The sequence below is a fragment of the Mesorhizobium sp. P2_F5 genome, assembly GCF_056403715.1.
The window spans coordinates 42,026-64,622 of the sequence record NZ_JBFUEY010000014.1 but is presented as its reverse complement, the minus strand read 5'-3'; the positions used below and the strand labels follow the sequence as shown (position 1 = coordinate 64,622).

Here is a 22,597-nt window from a genome sequence, read left to right as displayed (position 1 = left end):
TTTGGTCTCCAATTCTATTCGGCTGCTTCGGCCAGGCGCACGGGCGCTGGTTCGACAGTCGGTTCATTATGGTCCTGGTCATGTGCGGCCGGTTCGCTGCGCTCGCGGCCTTCGCGCAGCCGTTCGATGACCGCGTAGAAGACCGGCACGAACACCAGCGACAGGATTGTCGCTGCGACCATGCCGCCGAAGACGGTGGTGCCGATCGACTGCCGGCTTGCAGCACCCGCACCCGTCGCAAACATCAGCGGCAGCACGCCGAGGATGAAGGCGAAGGCCGTCATCAGGATTGGCCGCAGCCTCAGCCGCGCGGCTTCCATCGCCGCGTCGACAATAGTCAGGCCCTCTTCTCGCCGCCGCCTTGCGAACTCGACGATCAGGATGGCGTTCTTGGCCGCCAGACCAATCAGCATGACGAAGCCGATCTGCGAGTAGACGTCGATCTGCATGCCGCGCAGGAACAGGGCCGCGAAGGCGCCGAACAGGGCCAGTGGCACCGCCAGCAGCACCATGAACGGCATCGCCCAGCTCTCATACTGCATCGCCAGGATCAGGAAGACGAAGACGATGGCGAGGCCGAAGACGACCGACGCGATCGATCCTGCCTTGAGCTCCTGGAAGGTGATGCCGGTCCATTCGAAACCGAAATCCCTGGGCAGCGCGGTGGCAGCGGCCCGTTCCATCGCGGCAACCGCCTGGCCCGACGAGAAGCCGGGAGCAGCACCGCCATTGATCGTGGCCGAGGCGTTGTTGTTGTAGTGAGGCACGGTTTCCGGGCCGACGAACGGCACCAGTCTGCCCAGCGTCGAGAGCGGCACCATGCCGCCAGACGCATTGCGCACATAAAGCCGCGAAAGGTCGGCTGCGTCCGCACGTGCATCCTTGTCGGCCTGGATGGTCACCCGGAAGGTGCGGCCGAACAGGTTGAAGTCGTTGACGTAGAGCGAGCCGAGATAGATCTGCAGCGTGTTGAAGACGTCGGGCAGGTTGAGGCCGAGCAGTTTGGCCTTGCTGCGGTCGAGGTCGTAGTTGAACTGCGGCGTCGAGGTCGAGAACGGCGAGAACAGCTGCTGCGGATTGATTTCCGGCTGCTTGCGTGCCTCGGCGATCACGGCTTGCGTCGCATCGTTGAGGGCAACGCTGCCGCGCCCGGTAAGATCCTCGACGACGAATTCGAAGCCGCCCGTGGTGCCGATACCCGGGATCGAAGGCGGATCGAAGGACAGCGCGAAGGCTTCCGGAATCTGCATCAGCTTGCCGCGCACGTCGGCGACGAGCTTCGATGCGCTCTGGTCGGGGCCGCGCTCTTCCCAAGGCTTCAGGATGGCGAACTCGACCGCCGAGTTCGACTGCGCCGCACTGGTCAGGAAGTTCAGGCCGCTGATCGAGCCGACAATGTCGACGCCGGGCGTCGACTGCAGTATGTCGCGCGCCTTCTGCGCCACCGCGTCGGTGCGCTCCAGCGAAGCGCCGTCAGGCAGCTGGATGACGACGAAGAAGTAGCCCTGGTCCTCGACCGGAAGGAACGTCGAAGGCAGCTTCTGCCAGACGAAATAGGTGGCCACCAGTCCGGCCGCGAACAGGCCGAGCATGATCCAGCGCAGCCGGATAAGGATGCGCACACCGTGCGCATAGGCATGCGAAAGCTTGTCGAAGCCGGTGTTGAACCAGCGGAAAGGCGCGAACTGCGTTTCGCCGCGATGGCGCAGGAAGGCGGCACTCAGCGCTGGGCTGAGCGTCAGCGAGTTGAAGGCTGAGATGCCGACCGAAATCGCCACCGTCAGCGCGAACTGGTTGTAGAGCTTGCCGGAGACACCCGGAATGAAGGCGACGGGCACGAAGACGGCCATCAGCACCGCGGTGGTGGCGATGATCGGTCCGGTGACTTCGGCCATCGCGGCCTTGGTCGCCGCCAGCGGCTTCAGCCCGGCCTCCAATTGTCGTTCGACATTTTCGACAACCACGATGGCGTCGTCGACGACGAGGCCGATGGCCAGCACCATACCCAGCAGAGAGAGCATGTTGAGCGAGAAGCCAAGCATCTCCATGACGACCATCGTCGCCACCAGCGACACCGGAATGGCGATGGTCGGGATGATCGTGGTGCGCCAGCTCTGCAGGAAGATGAAGACCACGGCCACGACCAGCACCAGTGCTTCACCGAGCGTGATCAGCACGTCATGCATCGAGGCCGACACGAAGCGCGTCGTGTCGTAGTGCATGGCATAGGAGACGCCCTTGGGGAAACGGGCCGACAACTCCTGCATCTTGTCCTTGACGTGCTGCTGCAGATCGAGCGCGTTGGAACCGGGCATTTGGTAGACGGCAAGCACGACCGTCGGTTCCTTGCCGAAGAAGGCAGACGAGGAATATTGCAGCGCGCCGAGCTCGATGCGGGCGACGTCGCGCAGCCGCACCAGCGAGCCGGTGCCGGTGTTGGCGCGCACGACGATGTCGCCGAACTCCTTCGGGTCGCTCAGGCGGCCGACGGCGTTGACCTGCATCTCGAAAGCGGTGCCGGCGGGCGCCGGCGACTGGCCGATCTTGCCGGCCGCCACCTGTACGTTCTGTTCCGAAATGGCGTTCTGGACATCGACTGCGGTGATGCCGAGATTGGCGAGCTTGTCGGGATCGAGCCAGACGCGCATCGAATAGCGCCGTTCGCCGAAGATCTGCACATCGCCGACGCCTGGCAGCCGCTTCAGCGGATCGACGACCTGCAGATAGGCAAGGTTGCTCAGCGCCACCGGATCGACCGAACTGTCGGGCGACGTCAGGTTGACGATGAGGACGAAATTCGGGTTCTGCTTCTTGATCGTCACGCCGCCCTGGTTGACGATCGCCGGCAGCGACGAGGCGGCTTGCGAGACGCGATTCTGGACGTCGACGGCCGCGGTGCTCAGCGAATAGCCGACATCGAAGGTAATGGTGATGGTCGAGGAGCCGTCATTGGAGCTCGACGACGACATGTAGGTCATGCCTTCGACGCCGTTGATCTGCTGCTCCAGCGGCGTCGTCACCGTATCGGCGACCACTTGCGCGCTGGCGCCCGGATAATGGGCGCTGACCACGACCTGCGGCGGCGTGATGTCGGGAAACTGCGAAACCGGCAGCAGGAAATAACAAATCGTCCCGGCGAGCACCATAATGATGGCGATCGCCGAGGCGAAGATCGGGCGATGGATGAAAAAGTTTACCACGACAAGCAAGCCTCTTTAAAAGAATGGGCAGACCGGGACAGCCGCCGGCTGCGCACTGAGCCCGGGTCCTGCAAAAAGTAGGAAGACGGCGCCGCGCCGCTGAGGCCCTGCTCATCGGCCACGGTCCTCAGCATCGCTTCGAAGGCGCGCGGGTTGACGCGATCCGCCTTCATCACCAGCCGGATCATCGGATCCCGGATGGCTTCATCGATGGTCAAATCCTTGCGCTGCGACATTGGAGCGTCTCCATTCCAGCGATTCGCATCGGATGATCACGAACCGTTTTTTCATCTCTTCACCGGCCGAAGCCGCATGAACTGCAATTTTCACCCTTTATGATCTGGCAGGACCAGTTCACGGCCTTGTTATTGACGGAAGGCTACATAGGTGTTACCAGTAAGTAACATCAGGATAGTTACAGACCGGTAACACCCTAGTCAAGAGGTGAACCGAAATTTTAGGGAGACAAGGAGACTGCGATGGCAGACGGCATTACGGATCGTGTGCGCCCCCGGGATCGAATCCTGGAGACGGCGCAGGACATGTTTCACAAGCATGGCATCAAGGGCGTCGGCGTCGACGCCATCACGGAAGCCGCCGGCACCAACAAGATGACGCTCTACCGTCATTTCGAGTCCAAGGACGAGCTGATCGTCCAATGCTTGCGCGCATCGGCAGCCAAGGGCGCCGCGATATGGGACGAATTCGAGGCTGAGCACCCTGGCGACAAGCTGGCGCAACTGCATGCCTGGGTTCGCAAGGTAGCCGAGATGCTCGCCGCCGACGGCCGCGGCTGCGACATGGCCAACGCAGCCGTCGAACTGACCGAACCGAACCATCCGGCCAGAAGCGTGATCAAGGAACTCAAGGGAGCCCAGCGCGATCGCCTTGTTGCGCTTTGCCGCGATGCCGGCATCGGTCAGGCCGAGCTTCTCGCCGATACGCTGTCGCTGCTGTTCGAAGGCGCGCGTGTCAGCGTGCAGACCATGGGCTGCCAAGGCCCCAGCACACAGTTCGTGCGCATGGCCGAAGGCCTGATCAGCTCTTTCCGGGCGCGCTGAAACTCCAGCGCACTGAGTTTGTACTAAAGCCCCCCTCATCCGGCCGCTTCGCCGCCACCTTCTCCCCGAGGGGAGAAGAGGCAGGAGCCAGCGCAGGCGCGAACTCCTCTCCCCTTGGGGAGAGGTCGGATTGCCCCGAATTGTCCTTCGCAATTCGGTTGGCAATCCGGGTGAGGGGGCCTTGCCATCGCCCCGGCTTGCGAAGTCTTCGTTCTCGTCGAATCTCTGCAAAAACGAAAAAAGCCCGCTGCCGGGAGGAGGTGGCAGCGGGCTCGATTTCGAACGAGATGCGGGAGGAGGTGCACCGCGTTCAGCGCCGGCATCGCATCTGGGAGGAGTAGATGGCCGACGACCAATACCTACGAGTTGCTTAATGATTCGGCAACCATAAAAGATGCATAGCTGCTGTGCAGATTTGCGACAGCTACCCCGACTTGTCGTACAAATAGGAAAAGCCGCCACGGCGCAAATTCACTGCACCGGCACGTTTTCCTTGAAGATCAGCCGCGGCTCGATGAATTTCTTCGTCAGATAAGGCGCGGCCGACGCGATCGAGCCGAGCAGGCGGATCACCGATTGCTCGGCGATCAGCCGCGCATTCTGGTCGATGACGACATCGGCGACATCGTCGACGAGATAGCCACGCGTTTCCTTCGTCAGGTCGTGGCAGATGAAGACCGGCTTCTTCTTCGGCCTGGTTTCGAGCAGCGCTCTGGCCACGCCTGAGCGTCCGGCGCCGACGCAGTAGATGCCGAGCAGTTCCGGCTCGTTGTGCAGCGCCTGCATCGTCGCGGCATAGCTTCCCTCCGGTTCGTCATTGATTTCGACCGCGCTCGAGACTGTGAGATTGGGGAACTCCTCCGACAGTACCGAGCGAAAACCCATCTCGCGTTCCTCGTGCCCGCGATAGGAGCGTGAGCCGACGACCATCGCCAGATGACCCTGCCGGCCATTGAGAAAGCGCCCCATCAACAGCGCCGCCGTGCGCCCGGCAACGCGGTTGTCGATGCCGACATAGGCCGATCGCGGCGCTGCCGGAACGTCGGACACCAGCGTCACGAGGCGGATGCCGGCCTCGACCACGTCGCGCAATATGTTGCGCGTTCGCGGGTGATCTACGGCGATGACGCCGACGCCATTTGCCTTCAGCGACAGATTTTCGACCGCCGCCTGGAGTGCTGCGGGCGAGATGCCGGCAAGGTTGTGGATCCGGCACGAGGCGACCAGCGGCAGCCGCGCCGCATAGTCCTCGATATGCCCCGCGAGATCGACCATGAACGCGTTGGCGCCGATCGGCAGGAAGAATTCCAGATGCGCCGGCCGCGACGGCAGCGTCACCTGGTCGACCATCGGCAAATAGCCGAGCTGCTTGGCCGCTTCCATCACGCGCTGCCGGTTGGCGGCGCTGGCGCCCGGCCGATTGTTGAGCACACGGTCGACGGTCGCCGTCGACAGACCGCAGCTTCTGGCTATGTCCGAAACGGTGGCTTTCATGGCTGCAGTCATAGAGCATGATCCCGAAAAGTGGGAACCGGTTTTGTCGGACAAACGGGAACCGTTTTGTCCAGAGAACATGCTCCACAAAGGGTTAGAGCTGATGCGTTTCCATACCAGTCGGCAGCGCCGACGGCCTCAGCCGTGCGATGGCCTGCCTTCGATGATGGCGTCGCGGATTTCCTTGTCCGACATGCCGGTGATGATGCGCTCGACTTCGGCGACATTGGTCTTCTTCGGGTCGATGTCGTCGGCCACCACCTTGCCCCGGCGCATGACGACGATGCGGTCGACCACTTGGAAGACGTGGTGGATGTTGTGGGCGATGAAGATGCAGGAATGCCCGGAATCGCGTGCGTTGCGCACGAAGCTCAGCACGCCTTGCGTCTCGGCGACGCCGAGATTGTTGGTCGGCTCGTCGAGGATGATGAGGTCGCTGTCGAAATGCATGGCGCGGGCGATCGCCACCGCTTGCCGCTCGCCGCCCGAGAGCGAGCCGATCGGCGTCGTCGGTGGGATGTTCTTGGAGATGCCGACCTGTTTCAGCAGGTCGCGGGCAACCACATTCATCGCCTCCTGGTCCATGCGGTTCAGAAAGCGCGGCGGCTTGATCGGCTCGCGGCCGAGGAACAGGTTTCGCGCGATGGACAACTGCGTGACCAGCGCCGAGTCCTGGTAGATCGTCTCGATGCCATGCGCGATGGCGTCGCTGGTGCTGCGCAGATTGACCTTCTTGCCGCGAATGAAGATGTCGCCGCTGGTCAGCGGGACGGCACCCGACAGCACCTTGATCAGCGTCGATTTGCCGGCGCCATTGTCGCCGAGCAGGCCGACGATCTCCCTTTCATTGACATGGAAATTGGCGTCCTCGAGCGCCTGCACGCGCCCGTAGGACTTTTTGATATTGGTCATGCGGATGAGCGGTTCAGCCATGGTTCACGTCCCTGCCTGATGCCGGCGTTCCAGCCATGAGTGGAGCGCCATCATGCCGAGAATGATGGCGCCGATGAAGATGTTGTAGGCAAGGCCGGGCACGCCGATCAGCACGATACCGTTGCGCATGACGCGCAAGATCAGGATACCGAGCACCGTGCCGATGATGGTGCCGCGTCCGCCGGTCAGGGCCGTGCCGCCGATCACCACCATGGCGATGACTTCGAGCTCATAGCCGGTGCCGCTGTTGGGGTTGGCCGCCGAGGTGCGCAGCGAAGAGATGACGCCGGCGAACGTGGCCATCAGCGACGACAGCACGAACAGGCCGATCTTGACGCCGCTGACATTGACGCCGCGCGCCCGCGCAGCACTTGGGTTACCGCCGGCCGCCTGGATCCAGTTGCCGGTCCGGCTTTGTGTCAGCACGTAGCCGAGCGCGACGGCGGCGGCGATGAACCAGAACAGCGACATGTAGATGCGGAACGGTCCGATGAAGAAATCGCCGACCAGCGCTTCGGCCAGCCAGCTGCCTTCGGCGCTCCAGGTACGCTGCGGAAAGCCGTCGGTGACGAACAAGGCGGTGCCGCGCACCACCAGAAGCATGCCGAGCGTCACCAGGAAGGACGGGATCTTGAGCTGCGTCACGAACCAGCCATTGACCAGCCCGATGAAGGCCGCGACCAGCAAGGCAACGACGAAGCCGACTTCGAGCGAGGTGACGCCGCTGTTGAACAGCGTCCACATCAGCACCGGCGAGAAACCGAACAGCGAGCCGACCGAGAGGTCGAATTCGCCCGATGTCATCAGCAGCGTCATCGCCAGCGCAATAAGGCCGAGCTCAACGGTGAAGGCCAGTATGTTGGAGATGTTCTGTGGCGACAGGAAGTCATGGTTGAACCCCCAGAACACGGCGAGCTCGATGAGCAGCAGCACGAAAGGCCCGAATTCCGGCCTCGCGATCAGACGTTGGATGAGCGAACGATTTTCCACGAGCGACCCGCGACATGATGGGAATTGGCTGAGACCTGCACATGTTTGCGCAGGCTCGGCGGAATGGACAAGACAGCCGCGACCGCGGATACGGTCGCGACTGTTGCGTCTCGGGTTTTACTTGCCGGACAGGATGTCGTCGTAGACCTGCGCGGTGTCCTTTTCGTAGAGCGCGCCGGTGATGACGTTGAAGCCGGGCGGTATGCCGCCGGCGGCCATGTTGGCCAGCGAAAGCGCCACATAGCTGGTTGCCTGTGGGTCCTGCCACTGCCCGGCATTGACGTAGCCGTTCAGCACTTCCTGGGTGGTGTCGAGCGAGTTGCCCCAGCCGACGACCGGGATTTCGCCCGGCTTGATGCCTACCTGGTCGAAGACCCGCTTGATCGAGCCGGTCACCAGATCGCCGAGGCCGATGATCGCCTTGACCTTGGCCTTGTTGGCCGTAAGGTAATCGACCATGCGGCTGATCACTTCGGCTTGGTCGAGCGTGGCTTCAGTGATTTCATAAGTGATGCCGAGCGGTTCGAAGACGCTCTTGATGCCTTCCTCTTCCTGAACGCCATAGGTGGCGCCCGGGACTTCAACCGGCATCCAGACGAAATCGCCCTTCTTCACCAGGCCCTTGTCGACCAGATACTGCGCCCAGTGCTTGCCGAAGGTGACGTTGTCGCCGCCGACATAGGCATTGAAGTTCGCCTTCGGATCGGGCGTGTTGAAATTGATGATCGGGATTTTCGCCGTCCGTGCTTCCTTGACGATCTCGACAAGGCTGCCCGGATCGGGGCTGGTGGTGACGATACCGTCGGCCTTGGCCGAGATCGCGGCGCGCACGGCCTCCTGCTGCGAGGCGACGTCGCCATTGTGGAACGAGGTGTTGACGGTGTTGCCGGTATCCTTCGCCCATTGCTTGGCGCCGGCCAGGAAGTAGGTCCAGACCGGGTCGGCCGGTCCACCATGCGAAATCCAGTAGAACGTCTTGGCTTGCGCCGCTGCCGGAATGGCCAGCGCCACAATCAAGCCAAGCACGAGTAATCGTAGCCTCGTCAGCATTTGCTTTCCTCCCATGTTGAAAAACGACCTCCACGTCCGGCGATGATCCGGGCTATGCCCGGTCATTTCCTCCTGCCAGCGCCGACCTGGATGCTCAGAGCATCTTCTTTTGCGGCCGATGGCAAGCCTCCATCCGCCCAATGGATGGTGGCGCGATGCAACACGCCATCAGCGATCCCATCAGATTGCATCAGTTAGAGCAATTCCAGGAAAAGTGCGAAGCGGTTTTCCCGGGAAAAGCGCGTAGCGCTTTCCCTTGGGAATTGCGTCAAACAAAGAGATGGAGCGGAGATATTTCCCGGCAGGCGGGCGGTGCCGGAACTCAGGCGTGCAGATTTTCCTGAAAGCGCTGGGCCTGGCGGTTGCGCAGCGCCTTGACCAGGCGGTCGAGCGCCAGGGCAAGCAGCATCACCGCGCCTATCACGAAGGGGTTCCATGTGGCGTCGATGCCGAGCAAGGTCACGCCGCTCAGGATGACCTGGACGATCAGCATGCCGATCACCGCACCGATGACGGTGCCGCGGCCGCCCGAAAGCGAGGTGCCGCCGATGATCGCCGCGGCAATCGCCATCAGCACGAAGCCGCCGCCTTGGTCCGCGTCGGTGACGGGAAAGCCAAGCCAGAGCACGCCCGCAAGCCCCGAGACGATGCCCATCAGCACCAGCGTCTGCAGCCGCACCGCGCCTGTCGGGATGCCGGCATAGAGCGCTGCCTGCGGGTTGCTGCCGACGGCCTGGACCCGGTAGCCGAAGCGGCTGCGCTGGAGCACGAACTGCATCACCGCCGCCATTGCGACGAAGACAAAGACGGCCGTCGGCACGACGCCGAACATTTTGCCGTGAACGATCTCCGAAAGCTCGCCGCTTTGATTGACCGGAGCGGTGGTTTGCAGCTTGACGGCCACCGCCGCCAGCCCACGGAACATGGCAAAGGTGCCCAGCGTGACGACAATGACTGGCAGGCGCAGCGCCACCACCAGCAGGCCGTTGACGAGGCCGAGCCCGGCGCCGAGCAGCACGCCGGCAAATGCGGCGAGCCACGGGTTGATGCCGGCGGCCAGAAGGAATGCTGTGAGCATTGCCGCGAGATGGAACATCCAGCCGACGGACAGGTCGATCTCGCGCAAGGCGAGCACGAACACCATGCCGATTGCCAGCATGCCGGGATAGGCGGCGGTTTCCAGCAGCGACAGCAGATTGGCCTGATCGAGGAAACCCGGCCGGGCAAAGCCGATGATCGCCACCAGGACCACGAGCCCGGCGAGGGGGCCGAGTTCCGCCGGCAGGCGAAAGCTGCGCTTCGGGTAGGCAACCGATCCGGCAAGCGGCGGCGTGGGATCCAGTCTTGTCATGCCATGGTTCCCACGGGCTTCTTCTTCGGCCGTTCCGCCTCCGGCATCTCGCCGGTGGTGGTCAGATGCAGAACCGTCCTTCGCGTCATCTCGGCGCCGAACACCTCGCCGGCGATCCGGCCGCGATGGAAGACAAGGACGCGGTTGCTGAGGTTGGTCAGTTCGGACGGCTCGACCGAACGCAACAAAACGATGCAGCCATTCGCCGCCATCTGCCGGATCAGCGCATAGATCTTGCGCTTGGCGGCCGCCTCGATACCGCCAGCCGGATTGTCCAGGAGCAGCACTTGCGGCGCCGTCTCCAGCCATTTGGCGATGACGATTTTCTGCTGATCGCCGGCCAGCAGCGAATTCGCCGGCGCGTCCGGCAGGCCCTTGATGCGCAGCGCCTCGATCTGCCTTGCCGCGCCGGCGATCGCGGCCTTGGGCGAATAGCGGCGCGAACCCCAGTTGCGGGCGCCGGCGACGATGTTTCCGATGTTGAAGGCCAGCGACCGGTCGGGCATCAGTCCGTTGCACAGGCGGTTGGCCGGCACCAGACCGATGCCGCGCCGTGCCGCCTCGGTCGGGTTTCTCGGCAAGCCATGGCCGTCAGGAAGCCGCACCGTGCCGCCTTGCGCCTTGCGCAGGCCAAACAGCATCTCGAACAGGTCTTCAACGCCCGATCCCTCAAGCCCGGCAAAGCCAAGAATCTCGCCGGAGCGCGCGGTGAAGCTGACGCTGGAAATTCGGCCGCCGCTCAGACCCTCCACGGTAATCTGCGGCCTTATCGTGCTGGCATTGGCCGGCAGCGCGGGCGGGAACAGCCTGTCACGCTGCTGGCCGATCATGGCGTCGATGACATCGGCTTCGCTCAACGCCAAGCGGTCCTTGGTCAGCACATCGCGGCCGTTGCGCATCACGGTGATGTGGTCGGCGATGGCCAACACGTCCTCCAGCCGGTGCGAGACATAGAGCACGCTCATGCCCTTGGCCTTTAGCCCGCGCAGCACCGTGAATAGATGCTCGGTCTTGCGCCGGTCGAGACCCGAATTGGGTTCGTCGAGGATCAGCAGCCGCGGCGTTTGCAGAAGCTCGCGGGCGAGTTCGACAAGCTGCCGCTCGCCCATGTCGAGGTGACGTACCGGGGCGCGGACATCGACGTTGAGTTCGAGTTGCCGCAGCAAGGTGCGGCTGCGCGCCTCCATCTCGCGCGTGGAGATCAGACCGTTGCGCAGCGGTTCGCGGCCGACGAACAGATTGGCCAGCACCGAACGGTCGGGAAATAGGCTCAGATCCTGATAGACGACGCCGAGGCCGTGTTTGCGAGCAATGGCGGAGCTATCGATGGCAACGGTCTGGTCGCCGATCCGGATGGTGCCGCTGTCGGGTCGGACCACGCCGGCGAGCACCTTCACCAGCGTCGACTTGCCGGCGCCGCTTTCACCGATCACGGCATGGATCGTCGCCTGTCCGACGGACAGGTTCATATCCCTGAGTGCGGCAACACCGCCATATCGAATGGCGAGATTGCGCACCGACATTATCGGCGAACCGAGCATGCGATTCGGCCCCCACAGACCGCGCCCCGATCTTGGAGCGAATTTCCGAAACAGCAACCCGGATTCCGCTGACAAACGGCCTACGGATCCCGGACAGAAACGTTCGCCGGCTGCTCGTTCGTCCAGACGGTCGCGAAATTAGATCAGATCGGCTTTGGCGAGGTCGCGCATCAGATGGCTGGCGCCGTAGGTCCAGTGCGGGCAGTCCGGCGACAGAAGCACGCGATTGACCAGCGCGCCGAATTTCTCCGAGGAGATGGTGACGATGTCGCCGACCTTGTGGGTAAAGCCCTTGCCCTTTTCACCACGATCCTTCGACGGTACGAACATGGTGCCGAGATAGAGCGCCAGCCCATCCGGATACTGGTGGTGCGGCCCCATGGCGGCGGCAACGAGTTCTTCCGGCGAGCGGCTGATCTCGGCCATCGAGCTTGCGCCCTCCAGTGAAAACCCGTCCTCGCCCTCGACTTTCAGGCGCACCGTGGCCCGCTTCACGTCGTCGATGGAGAATGTTGCGTCGAACAACCGGATGAACGGGCCGAGCGAAGCCGAAGCGTTGTTGTCCTTGGCCTTGCCGAGCAGCAGCGCCGAGCGTCCTTCGACGTCGCGCAGATTGACGTCATTGCCGATGGTCGCACCGACGATCCTGCCGCTGCTGGCGGCGATCATCGCGATCTCCGGCTCCGGATTGTTCCAGGTCGACACCGGATGCAGGCCGACATCGGCGCCGAATCCGACCGAGGCCATAGGCTGGCATTTGGTGAAGATTTCGGCGTCGGGACCGATGCCGACTTCCAGATATTGCGACCAGGCGCCACGCTCGATCAGCTTTGCCTTGATCTCCATCGCTTCGGGCGAACCGGGCTTCAGCTTCGACAGATCGTGGCCGATCAGCCCGGCAATGTCGGCGCGGATGGCGTCGGCCTTTTCCGCCGAGCCGCGCGCCTGCTCCTCGATGACGCGTTCGAGCAGGCTGACGACGAAGGTGACGCCCGAGGCTTTCACCGCCTGCAGGTCGACAGGCGAGACCAGATAGGGCTTGCCAGGGTCACGGGTGGCCTGAAAACTGTTGGCGGCGATCGCGTCGAGCGAGCCGATCGACTTGCCTTTGGCTGAACGGACATAGCCGGCCGGGTCGGCCATCTCGCAGATGTCGCGCACGGTTGGCGCTACACTCGAGGTGATGTCGAAGACGGTGCCGTCGCGGACCGTGACCACCAGCGGATGCGAGGCATCGCTCACCTTGGCGCGGCCGATGAAGAGTCCGTCGGCGGGAAGCTGCGTTGGGTTCGTCATGGCTTACGGTCCTTTGAATGATCGCGAATGAGAGCTGACCCGAAGGGCGCGGCACTTTCACCGGATTCACGCCAAAGGTCTATCCCGTGGCGCAGCCAATTGTCGGTGCTGACATGACGGCCTCTCTTTCAAAAAAATGAAACTGCCACTAGGATTTTCATTTTGCGCCATACTCCAGGTGAAGCCTTGCCCGCGCCGTTTTCCGTTCCGATCTGGCAAAAGCCGCAGACCGCATCCTCCTTTCGATCGCTCGTTCCGGATGGCACGCCGGTGGATGTCGTCATCGTCGGCGGCGGCTTCATGGGCCTGTCGACCGCCTTGCACGCTGCCCGGCTCGGTCTCGGCGTTCAGGTGCTGGATGCCGGCGAGATCGGACAGGGCGCATCGGGTCTCAATGGCGGCCAGGTCATTCCCGGCCTGAAATATGATCCCGAATGGCTGCTCGAGCATTTTGGCCCTGAACGCGGCCAGGCATTGGTCGATTTCGCCGCCGCGACGGCGAATACAGTGTTCGATCTCATCCGCGACGAAAAACTGGCGGTGCCGTTCACCCGCAATGGCTGGGTCCAGGCCGCGCACACCGAAACCGCCTTGAAAGCGGCAGCGAACCGGGATCGCCAATGGCGGGCACGTGGCGCCGATGTCCGGCTTCTGAGTGGAAGCGAGATCGCCGCTATGACCGGCGCGCAAGGCTATCTCGGCGGCTGGCTCGACCGCCGCGCCGGTATCATCGATCCACTCGCCTACACGGCGGAACTAGCGCGCATTGCTGCTGCCGCCGGCGCCAGCATCGCCGAACGGCAGAAGGTGGTGAAACTCAGCAAAGACGCCGGTCTTTGGCGCGTTTCCACCAAAAGTGGCGTGGAGATAAGGGCTAAAGCGGTTGTCCTCGCAACCAACGCCTATACCGATGGACTGCTGCCGGGCCTCGCCGAGACCATCGTGTCGCTGCATTCCTTCCAGGTCGCGACCGCGCCGCTCTCGTCCAACCTGGCGGCGATGATCCTGCCGGAAGGGCAGGCTGTGTCCGACTCCAGGCGCATCCTTGTCTACTATCGCAAAACAGCCGACGGCCGGCTGGTGCTTGGCGGCCGCGGCCGCATGGCGCTGCCGAAGAGCGAGGCCGACTGGGCGCATCTGCAGCGCGCGCTGCTGCGGCTCTATCCGGCCTTGGCCGATGTCGTCATCGAGAAGCGCTGGTTCGGCCGCGTGGCGATGACGCCGGATCATCTGCCGCACATCCACGAGCCCGAAAAGGGCTTGCTGGCCGTGGTGGGCTGCCAGGGCAGGGGCGTCGGCCTGATGAGCGCGCTGGGAAAACGCATGGCGGGCTACCTCGCGAGCGGCGATGTCAATCAATTGCCGTTCCCGCTGTCGCCGATCCGGCCGATCCCGTTCCATGCCTTCCGCCAGGTCGGCGTCGCCGCGACGATCGCCTGGTACCGGATGCTGGACGCTTTCGAGCGCTGATGCCACGCCGGTCGTTCAGGGTCGGTTGAAACAGCTTGACAGTTTCAGGAATATGAAAAAAGTTAAGTCGATTTCATATTTCCATTGAGCAGTCCGATGTCGACCATCGTTGCAACAGAAGCGCCAGCAGGGTCCGGGTCGTCCCGGAGCTTCCGCTTCGCCATGTTGCTGCCGGGTGGGCTGGTCACCTTCTTCCTGATCTTGTTTGCCCTCGGCCTGGTGCTGTTCCTCGCCTTGCGTGGCAATGACGGTTCGCTGCTCGGCGCCGGCTTCACGGCAGGCAATTTCATCACCGTGGTCTCCGATTCGCTCTACTGGACGGTGACGCTGCGCTCGCTGGTGATTGCCGGCCTGGTGACGCTGGCGACCGTCGTCACCGCCTATCCCGTCGCCTACTATCTCGCCTTCCATGCCGGCCGCCGCCGCGGCCTGCTGCTGTTCCTGGTGACGCTGCCGTTCTGGACCAGCTATCTCCTGCGCGTCTTCGCCTGGAAGATCGTGCTTGCCTACAATGGTGTGTTGAACTCGGCGCTGATCGAAAGCGGCATATGGTCGGAGCCGACGCTGGCCTTCCTCAACACACCGGCCGCCGTCGTCGTCACGCTGGCGCATGCCTATGCGCCTTTCGCCATCCTGCCGATCTATGTGGCGCTGGACACCATTCCGAAATCGCTGCTCGAAGCCGCTTCCGATCTCGGCGCCAAGCCGTTCACCACGTTCCGCCGCGTCGTGCTGCCCAATTCGATGCCGGGCGTGCTGGCGGCCGCTCTCGTCGTCTTCGTGCCGACGGTCGGCGACTATGTCACGCCGGCCATGGTCGGTGGCCCGGCCAGCACCATGATCGGCTCGCTGATCCAGTCGCAATTCGGCAAGGCCAATGACTGGCCGTTCGGGGCAGCACTTTCCGTCGCCGTGATGCTGGTCATCCTGTGCGTGGTGCTGGTCGTGCGCTTTGCCGACCGCAAATTCGGCAGCCGCACATGAGCGTGGCGCGCACCGAAGGCGGTCGCTGGCTTGGCGTCTACGTCATCGCCTACTTGGTGTTCCTCTATCTGCCGGTCCTGTTGATCCCGCTGTTTTCCTTCAACAATTCGATCCAGGCAGCGTTTCCGCTGCAGGGCTTCACGCTCGAATGGTATGCCACGCTCTATGGCAATCCGGCGCTGTCCGGCGCGCTTTTGAACAGCCTTGTCATCGGCGTCGTGGCCGCCGCCGGGGCGACGCTCTGCGGCATCACCGTGTCCTACATGGACCTCTATGGCCGCTCGCCGCTGGCCGCCACCATCAGCGCCATCTCTAGACTGCCGATCCTGATCCCCGGTGTTATCGTCGGCATATCACTGCTCATCCTCGTCAATCTCATCGGCCTCGGCCCGTCGCGCATTGCCATTGTTCTCGGCCATATACTGGTGGCGCTGCCGACGACGGTGGTGATCATGCGCAGTCGCTTCGCCGCCATCTCGAAAACCATCCGCGAGGCGGCGCTCGATCTCGGTGCTTCCGACTGGACCACGTTCCGGCGCGTGATGCTGCCACTCTCGCTGCCGGCCATCATCTCGGCCTTCATGCTGGCGTTTCTGATTTCCTTCGACGAATTCATCGTCGTCTTCTTCCTCGCAGGCACCGAGCCGACGCTGCCGCTCTATATCTGGAGCCAACTGCGGTTTCCCCGCTCGCTGCCGACCGTCATGGCGCTGGGGACAGCGATCCTGGCGGTGTCTTTCATCATTGCCGGCACCGCAGAACTGTTGCGCCATCGCGGGCTCAGTGCGACCCGCCCGCGAGCGCCCGCCAATCCAGCCTGAACCATAACAAAGCAAAAGAGGAGAACCGAAATGGCATTCGACCTGAAATCGATCACCGGCCTGAAATCACTCACCGGAAAGACAGCCCGCACCGGGCTTGCCGCCCTTGCAATCGTCCTGTCGTCGACCGTCGCCTTCGCCGCCGACAAGCTGCAATATTTCACCTGGTCGGGCTATGAACTGCCCGACTTCAACAAGAGCTTCCTGGCGGCGCATCCTGATGGCGTCGAGGCCTCGATCTTCGGCGACGACGACGATGCCTTCACCAAGGTCAAGGCGGGGTTCCGCCCCGATATCGCGCACCCCTGCTACGACAAGATCGCGCGCTGGAACAAGGAAGGCCTGCTGCAGCCGATCGACACCAAGCGCATCAAGAACTGGGATTCGATCTTCCCGGTGTTCAAGAACCTGCCCGACATCCAGGCCGGCGACGGCAAGGTCTGGATGGTGCCGTGGGACTGGGGCAACACCTCGATCCTCTACCGCACCGATCTGGTCAAGAACCCGGAAGCGAGCTGGAACCTTCGGTGGGACAAGCAGTATGCCGGCCGCATGGCGACCATCGATGCCGTGCATGACACCCCGATCGTTGCCGCGCTGCTCGCCGGCGTTAATCCGTTCGACATGACGCCGGCTGAGATGGACAAGGTGGCGGAAAAGCTGCGCGAGCAGCGTCCGCTGCTCTCCAACTACACCACCGACATGACCTCGGTCGAACAGGCACTGGCCAGCGGCCAGCTGGTCGCCGCCATGACCTGGAACGCGTCGGCCACCTCGCTGAAGAAGCAGGGCGTGCCGGTCGAGTTCATGAAGCCGAAGGAAGGCATGCTGACCTGGGCCTGCGGCTTCGTCATGCTCAAGGACGCCAAGAACGTCGACCTCGCCTATGACTTCATCAACAGCCGGCTGGACGCCGACTCGGGTAAGTACCTGATCCAGTCCTACGGCTATGGCAGCTCGCTCTCGACAGCCTTTGCTGGTGTGGCGAAGGACGAACTGGACAAGCTGCAATTGCCGGCGGATCCCGAAGTGATGCTGAAGAGCACCATCTTCACCGGCCCGATGAAGCAGAATGACGATGTGGCGAAGATGTTCGAGAAGGTGAAGGCTGGCGGTTGAGGGATCAATTGCCGACGTCAGCGCTGCCCCTCACCTGCCTGCCGGCATCCTCTCCCCGTATAGTGACGGGGAGAGGGGCGCTGTCATCGACGGTTTCGCCAATTACCGGCTTAGCAGGAAGCGGCATCTAGGCTGAGGCTGCCCCTTTCTCCCCGTCACTATACGGGGGAGAAATGTCCGGCAGGACAATGCAGGACAATGAGGGGCGGCGCCGACGGCCGGTAATTGCGATTAGTTTTTTGAAGCCGGCCCCTCTTGCCGCCCAAGACAATAACGAGGACCCACGCATGGACATGCTCGACGACGCAACCGAAAAGCCAAAGGACGATGCTGACATCCGCGTCGGCCGGCGCGTGCGGGCGCTGCGGCTGGAGCGCAATCTGTCGCTGGCCGAGCTCGCCGCCAAGGCCGGCGTGTCGATCGGGGCGCTGAGCCAGATCGAGCGCGGCCTGTCTTCGCTGCGCGTCAAGGTGATCTGGCCACTCGCCGCCGCCCTCGACATCGAGCCTTCGGCGTTGATTACCGACGGCAATGATGCCAGCAACGATCTCTATTGCGTGCGCGCCGACAAAAGGCGGCAGATCCCGGTCAAGTCGGAAGGCATCGCCAAGGCGCTGTTGTCACCGCCGGGAGCAACGCTGACCGGCCTGCTGGTTACGGTGGAGGCCGATGGCGGCACGGCGGAAGCCTATGCGCATATCGGTCACGAATTCGGCTATCTGCTGTCGGGCGAGGTCGAGCTGGTTGTGGACTCGACAAAATACGTGCTGAAGGCCGGCGACAGCTTTGCCTTCAAGAGCACGCTTCTGCACGCCTTCCGCAATCCCGGTTCCGAGCCTTGCCAGATCCTCTGGGTCAACACCACGAAACCGTCCGAGGTTCGCGATGGCGCCTGATCCTCTCGTCCGGCTGCAGGCGGTCTCGAAGGTTTTTCCCGGCGGCATTGTCGGGCTCGACGCCGTCGATCTCGACATTATCAGCGGCGAGTTCATCACGCTGCTCGGACCGTCGGGCTGCGGCAAGACCACCAGCCTGCGCGTCATTGCCGGCTTCGAAAGCCCGTCCAGCGGCAAGGTACTGCTCGACGGTTTAGATATCACCGCGCTCAGGCCCTTCGACCGGCCGGTCAACACCGTGTTCCAGGACTACGCGCTGTTTCCGCATATGAACGTCGCGGAAAATGTCGGCTTCGGCCTGTCGCTGCGCAAACTGTCCGGAGCCGACCAGTCAAAGCGCGTCCGCGAAGCGCTCGGCATGGTCGGCCTCGCCGACAAGCTTGGCGCCCGCGTCTCCGAACTGTCGGGCGGCCAGCGCCAGCGCGTCGCGCTTGCCCGCGCTATTGTCTGCGAGCCGCGCGTGCTGTTGCTCGACGAGCCGCTGTCGGCGCTCGACGCGCATCTGCGCGAACAGATGCAGGTCGAGTTGAAACGGCTGCAGTCGCGGCTCGGCACCACCTTCGTCATGGTCACCCACGACCAGACCGAGGCGCTGTCGATCTCCGACCGCATCGTCGTCATGAACAAGGGTCGCATCGAACAGATCGCGCCGCCGGCCACGCTGTATGATCGGCCGGCGACGAAATTCGTGGCAAGCTTCATCGGCACCATGAACCTTTTGCAATCGCGCTTCATCGGCCGCGATGGCGACCGCCTGCGCTTTGCCGCCGGTGGGCTTTCGCTGGAGGCAACCTCCGAAACCGGCGACACGCCCGGCGAAGGTGCCGAACGCACCATTGGCGTCCGTCCCGAGGATCTTCTGGCGACGACCGCAGCCGCCGCCGGCACGGCGCCGGCGCGCGTCAACTCGATCGTCTTCCACGGCCGCACTCTGCGGTTGCATGCCGAACTCGGGCAGGGATTGCCGGTGGTGATCGACGCCCCGCGCCAGGCCGAAGGCTTTCAATTCAGCGTCGGCGATGTGGCGCATATCAGCCTGCGCCGTGGTGCCAACTGCCCTATGCTGCCAAGCTAAACCAACCCAATTCTTGTCCCTGACAATCGGAGCACACCCCTTGAGCAATCATCTCAATTTCTTCATCGACGGCAAATGGGTGGCGCCCGTGGTGCCGGCGACGCTCGATGTCATCGATCCGTCGACCGAAGAGGCCTACACCAAGATCTCCGTCGGCTCGAAGGCCGATGTCGACAAGGCGGTTGCCGCCGCCAAGGCAGCCTTCCCGTCCTTCTCGCAGACCAGCAAGGCCGAGCGCCTGACGCTGCTGAAGCGCATCCTCGAAGTCTACAACGAGCGCTACGAGGACATCGCCCAGGCGGTCAGCCAGGAAATGGGCGCGCCGATCACCTGGGCGCGCGAGGCGCAGGCCTGGGCCGGCCGCGCGCATATGGAAGCTACCATCAAGGCGCTGGAGGACTATGAATTCCAGGAGAAGCGCGGCGGCACTATGGTGGTCAAGGAAGCGATCGGCGTCTGCGCGCTGATCACGCCATGGAACTGGCCGCTCAACCAGATCGTCTGCAAGGTGGCGCCCGCTATCGCCGCCGGCTGCACCGTGGTGCTGAAGCCATCCGAAATCGCGCCGATCAGCGGCATCGTCTTCTCCGAAGTGATGCAGGCCGCCGCCGTGCCGAAAGGCGTCTACAACATGGTCAACGGCAACGGCCCGGATGTCGGCCAGGTCATGGCCGGTCACCCCGATGTCGACATGGTGTCCTTCACCGGCTCCACCCGCGCCGGCATCATCGTCGCCAAGACGGCGGCCGAGACAGTCAAGCGCGTGGCGCAGGAGCTCGGCGGCAAGTCGGCCAACATCGTGCTGCCGGATGCCGATTTCGAGAGAGCGGTGCGCAAGGGCGTCAACGCCTGTTTCGGCAACAGCGGCCAGTCCTGCGACGCGCCGACCCGCATGCTGGTGCCGGCCGCCCGTCACGACGAGGCGCTGGCCATCGCCAAGAAGGCCGCAGAAGCCCACAATGTCGGCGATCCCCGCTCGGAAGACACCAAGCTCGGTCCGGTCGTCTCCAACATCCAGTATGACAAGATCCAGCGCCTGATCGAAGCCGGCATCAAGGAGGGTGCTACGCTCGTCACCGGCGGCCCCGGCCGGCCGGAGCATCTGAACCGCGGCTATTATGTCCGCCCGACCGTGTTCGGCCATGTCACACCCGGCATGACCATCGAAAAGGAAGAAATCTTCGGCCCGGTGCTGTCGGTCATTTCCTACAAGGATGACGAAGACGCGGTGAAGATCGCCAACGACACCGTCTACGGCCTCGCCGCCTATGTGCAGTCCGGGGATATCGAGCATGCGCGGAAGGTTGCGGGCCAACTCCGCGCGGGCCAGGTGTCGATCAACTATCCGGAGTGGGACACCTTCGCCCCCTTCGGCGGCTACAAACAGTCCGGCAACGGCCGCGAATATGCCGACTGGGCGATCCACGATTTTCTCGAGGTCAAGGGCATTATCGGCTACGGGGCGTAGGGTTCGGGCCTGCGTTCTCGACCCATTGAAATCGCGGGCGCTGGTGCGAAAAGCATCAGCGCCCGTTTCATTTTCGCTTGATTTGTTCTCTTTTTGTTCTAGAGTTCTCCATCGGGCACAACTTGCCAGACGAGATCGGTTGTGAGTGGGCAATTTTCACTAGGGACTGAGAAGAACGGTCAGATGTTTTTCCAATGGGACAATCCAATCCCGGTCCGCGAACCGCATCTGTTCTACGGATTTCTGGTCGACGACCCGATCAACGCAATGCTGAGGCGCAGGGCCGAGCATTATAACCAGGAACTGGGATTACGGGGGCGGCTGACGCCAAGCGATCAAATGCACATAAGCCTGATCGGCCTTGGTGATGGCAAACTCGAAGCTGTAGTGGATATCGCACGTCATGTCGGCCTGCTGATACAGGCCAAGCCATTCGATGTTTGCTTCGATCGCCTGTCGGCTTTCGGCGGCGGAGCGTTGGTGCTTCGCAGCAGCGACCATTCGCCAGCATTGCAAGCCTTCTGGCGCAAGCTCTCTGCCGTGATTGACGACAGCCCGCTAAAACCTTTCGTCACCAACTCGGTGGAGCCGCATGTCACTTTGCTTCGCGACAGGCTGGGCGTGCCGAATGTGCGGGAACGAATCGTTGAGCCGATGTCCTGGACGGTGCGGAGTTTTGCGCTGATCCGCAGCCACCAGGGCAATTACAGATGTCCAGCGATTTGGCAATTGACCGGCCAGGACGATGCCCAGCCCGCGATGTAAGGGCCCCAAATCGTCGTCACATAGCTGCGCTATGTTGATCGTCCTGACACGGCTTGTCAGCTAACGTGCGGGCAAAGGTGGCAGGCCGGCAAGCGCTTCCCTACTTCGAGTGAGTCTGAACAGGAGGAACACAAATGACCATCGCAAATATTGCCAAGGATTTCACCGAAATGCTCCAGCAGGGCGATCACCTGGGTGCTGGTGCAAAATACAATGCCGATGATATCGTCAGCCTCGAAGCCATGGAGGGGCCAATGGCCATCGCCCGGGGCAAGGAGGCTCTCAGGCAAAAGGGCGAATGGTGGCAAGAGAACCACGAAGTCCATGGCGGCTCGGTCGAGGGTCCCTATGTCAACGGCGACCAGTTCGTGGTGCGCTTCAAGTTTGACATAACGCCCAAGGCCACCGGCGAACGTGTCACCATGGACGAGGTTGGTCTGTATACGGTCAAGAACGGCAAGATCACCGAAGAGCGCTTCTATTATTAAGGCCGGAGTACCGTCGGCTTCCGGCTCACTTGCATGATTCAAGAATGGCGGCCGTGACAATGTCCTGGCCGCCATGAGAAGATCAAATGGTCTTCACATATTGCGCCAGCTGGTCGGCAACCGTGCCCCAGCCGTCGAAGAAACCCATCTCTTCATGGTTGTTGCGGGTGGCTTCATCGCGGTGGATGGCGGTGGCGGTATAGCGTGTGCCCTTGCCGTCCGGCCGAAGCGAAATGACTGCGGTTATGAAGGGCTCGCCCGACGGCCGATAGCCCGGCAGCAGCGCATCCGTCCACACCAGCCGCTCGTTCTCCACGATGTCGAGGTAGCAGCAATGGCGGTCGTTGACCTCCTTGCCGTCGGGCGACTGCATGCGGGTGCGAAACAGCCCGCCCGGACGAAGGTCGATCTCGCAGTCGGTGACCATCCAGGGCTTTGGCGTGAACCATTGCTTGACATGCTCCGGCGTCGTCCATGCGCGCCACAACAATTCCCGCGGCGCATCGATGACGCGCTCCAGCACGAGGTCCAGTCTGGGGTCGGGCTTGAAGGGATAGCTCACTTTTCCTGCTCCTTGAGGCTCATAACATAGGCG

The 22,597-nt window shown here is 62.8% G+C and carries 20 protein-coding genes; 10 read left to right on the top strand and 10 right to left on the bottom strand.

The genetic code is table 11. The features are described from left to right. Positions 1-14 precede the first annotated feature (14 nt). Positions 15-3,200, bottom strand: a complete 3,186-nt coding sequence (locus AC1DYO_RS19575) for an efflux RND transporter permease subunit (RefSeq protein ID WP_477266028.1) — start codon at positions 3,198-3,200, stop codon at positions 15-17. After that, positions 3,194-3,436 carry a hypothetical protein gene (locus AC1DYO_RS19570; RefSeq protein ID WP_477266026.1) on the bottom strand — a complete coding sequence of 81 codons (243 nt, stop codon included), beginning with the start codon at positions 3,434-3,436 and terminating at the stop codon, positions 3,194-3,196. The genes AC1DYO_RS19575 and AC1DYO_RS19570 overlap by 7 nt, the downstream gene beginning before the upstream one ends. 243 nt (positions 3,437-3,679) lie before the next feature. On the opposite strand from AC1DYO_RS19570, the gene AC1DYO_RS19565 reads away from it, so the two are divergent. After that, positions 3,680-4,261 carry a TetR/AcrR family transcriptional regulator gene (locus AC1DYO_RS19565; protein ID WP_477266024.1) on the top strand — a complete coding sequence of 194 codons (582 nt, stop codon included), beginning with the start codon at positions 3,680-3,682 and terminating at the stop codon, positions 4,259-4,261. A gap of 471 nt (positions 4,262-4,732) precedes the next feature. On the opposite strand, the gene AC1DYO_RS19560 is transcribed toward AC1DYO_RS19565, so the two are convergent. The 7 genes from AC1DYO_RS19560 to AC1DYO_RS19530 form a co-directional block, all read right to left on the bottom strand. Further along, a complete protein-coding gene (locus AC1DYO_RS19560; RefSeq protein WP_477266254.1) occupies positions 4,733-5,755 on the bottom strand; it encodes a LacI family DNA-binding transcriptional regulator in 1,023 nt (340 codons plus the stop codon). 138 nt (positions 5,756-5,893) lie between these two features. Beyond that, positions 5,894-6,688, bottom strand: a complete 795-nt coding sequence (locus AC1DYO_RS19555) for an ATP-binding cassette domain-containing protein (RefSeq protein WP_477266022.1) — start codon at positions 6,686-6,688, stop codon at positions 5,894-5,896. 3 nt (positions 6,689-6,691) lie between these two features. Beyond that, complete coding sequence (locus AC1DYO_RS19550; protein WP_477266020.1) at positions 6,692-7,678, bottom strand: ABC transporter permease; 987 nt, start codon at positions 7,676-7,678, stop codon at positions 6,692-6,694. A 117-nt stretch (positions 7,679-7,795) separates the two neighbouring features. Then, positions 7,796-8,728, bottom strand: a complete 933-nt coding sequence (locus AC1DYO_RS19545) for a substrate-binding domain-containing protein (protein ID WP_477266018.1) — start codon at positions 8,726-8,728, stop codon at positions 7,796-7,798. A gap of 322 nt (positions 8,729-9,050) precedes the next feature. After that, positions 9,051-10,079 (bottom strand): ABC transporter permease, encoded by a 1,029-nt coding sequence (locus AC1DYO_RS19540; protein ID WP_477266016.1) that lies wholly within the window; start codon positions 10,077-10,079, stop codon positions 9,051-9,053. After that, the gene (locus AC1DYO_RS19535) at positions 10,076-11,620 is read right to left on the bottom strand and encodes a sugar ABC transporter ATP-binding protein (protein ID WP_477266014.1); all 1,545 of its coding nucleotides are present in this window, start codon (positions 11,618-11,620) and stop codon (positions 10,076-10,078) included. The genes AC1DYO_RS19540 and AC1DYO_RS19535 overlap by 4 nt, the downstream gene beginning before the upstream one ends. Before the next feature lie 138 nt (positions 11,621-11,758). Next, complete coding sequence (locus tag AC1DYO_RS19530; RefSeq protein WP_477266012.1) at positions 11,759-12,916, bottom strand: fumarylacetoacetate hydrolase family protein; 1,158 nt, start codon at positions 12,914-12,916, stop codon at positions 11,759-11,761. 186 nt (positions 12,917-13,102) lie between these two features. On the opposite strand from AC1DYO_RS19530, the gene AC1DYO_RS19525 reads away from it, so the two are divergent. From AC1DYO_RS19525 to AC1DYO_RS19485, 9 genes are all read left to right on the top strand, one after another. Continuing rightward, a complete protein-coding gene (locus AC1DYO_RS19525; protein ID WP_477266252.1) occupies positions 13,103-14,386 on the top strand; it encodes an NAD(P)/FAD-dependent oxidoreductase in 1,284 nt (427 codons plus the stop codon). A 96-nt stretch (positions 14,387-14,482) separates the two neighbouring features. Further along, positions 14,483-15,370: an ABC transporter permease gene (locus AC1DYO_RS19520; protein ID WP_477266010.1), complete on the top strand. Its 888-nt coding sequence runs from the start codon at positions 14,483-14,485 to the stop codon at positions 15,368-15,370. Then, positions 15,367-16,191 (top strand): ABC transporter permease, encoded by an 825-nt coding sequence (locus AC1DYO_RS19515; RefSeq protein WP_477266008.1) that lies wholly within the window; start codon positions 15,367-15,369, stop codon positions 16,189-16,191. Before AC1DYO_RS19520 ends, AC1DYO_RS19515 begins: the two co-directional genes overlap by 4 nt. Before the next feature lie 30 nt (positions 16,192-16,221). Continuing rightward, complete coding sequence (locus AC1DYO_RS19510; protein WP_477266006.1) at positions 16,222-17,310, top strand: ABC transporter substrate-binding protein; 1,089 nt, start codon at positions 16,222-16,224, stop codon at positions 17,308-17,310. Between the two features lie 287 nt (positions 17,311-17,597). Further along, a complete protein-coding gene (locus tag AC1DYO_RS19505) occupies positions 17,598-18,206 on the top strand; it encodes a cupin domain-containing protein (RefSeq protein ID WP_477266004.1) in 609 nt (202 codons plus the stop codon). Beyond that, positions 18,196-19,281, top strand: coding sequence for an ABC transporter ATP-binding protein (locus AC1DYO_RS19500; protein WP_477266002.1), 1,086 nt, complete (start codon positions 18,196-18,198; stop codon positions 19,279-19,281). Before AC1DYO_RS19505 ends, AC1DYO_RS19500 begins: the two co-directional genes overlap by 11 nt. A gap of 40 nt (positions 19,282-19,321) precedes the next feature. Beyond that, entirely contained in the window at positions 19,322-20,749 is a 1,428-nt protein-coding gene (locus AC1DYO_RS19495; protein WP_477266000.1) for an aldehyde dehydrogenase family protein, read from the top strand. A gap of 183 nt (positions 20,750-20,932) precedes the next feature. Further along, on the top strand, positions 20,933-21,514 hold the full coding sequence (locus tag AC1DYO_RS19490) for a 2'-5' RNA ligase family protein (RefSeq protein ID WP_477265998.1): 582 nt from the start codon (positions 20,933-20,935) through the stop codon (positions 21,512-21,514). Positions 21,515-21,648: 134 nt separating this feature from the next. Continuing rightward, positions 21,649-22,002 (top strand): SnoaL-like domain-containing protein, encoded by a 354-nt coding sequence (locus AC1DYO_RS19485; RefSeq protein WP_477265996.1) that lies wholly within the window; start codon positions 21,649-21,651, stop codon positions 22,000-22,002. 82 nt (positions 22,003-22,084) lie between these two features. On the opposite strand, the gene AC1DYO_RS19480 is transcribed toward AC1DYO_RS19485, so the two are convergent. Further along, the gene (locus AC1DYO_RS19480) at positions 22,085-22,564 is read right to left on the bottom strand and encodes an SRPBCC family protein (RefSeq protein WP_477265994.1); all 480 of its coding nucleotides are present in this window, start codon (positions 22,562-22,564) and stop codon (positions 22,085-22,087) included. Positions 22,565-22,597: the final 33 nt, after the last annotated feature.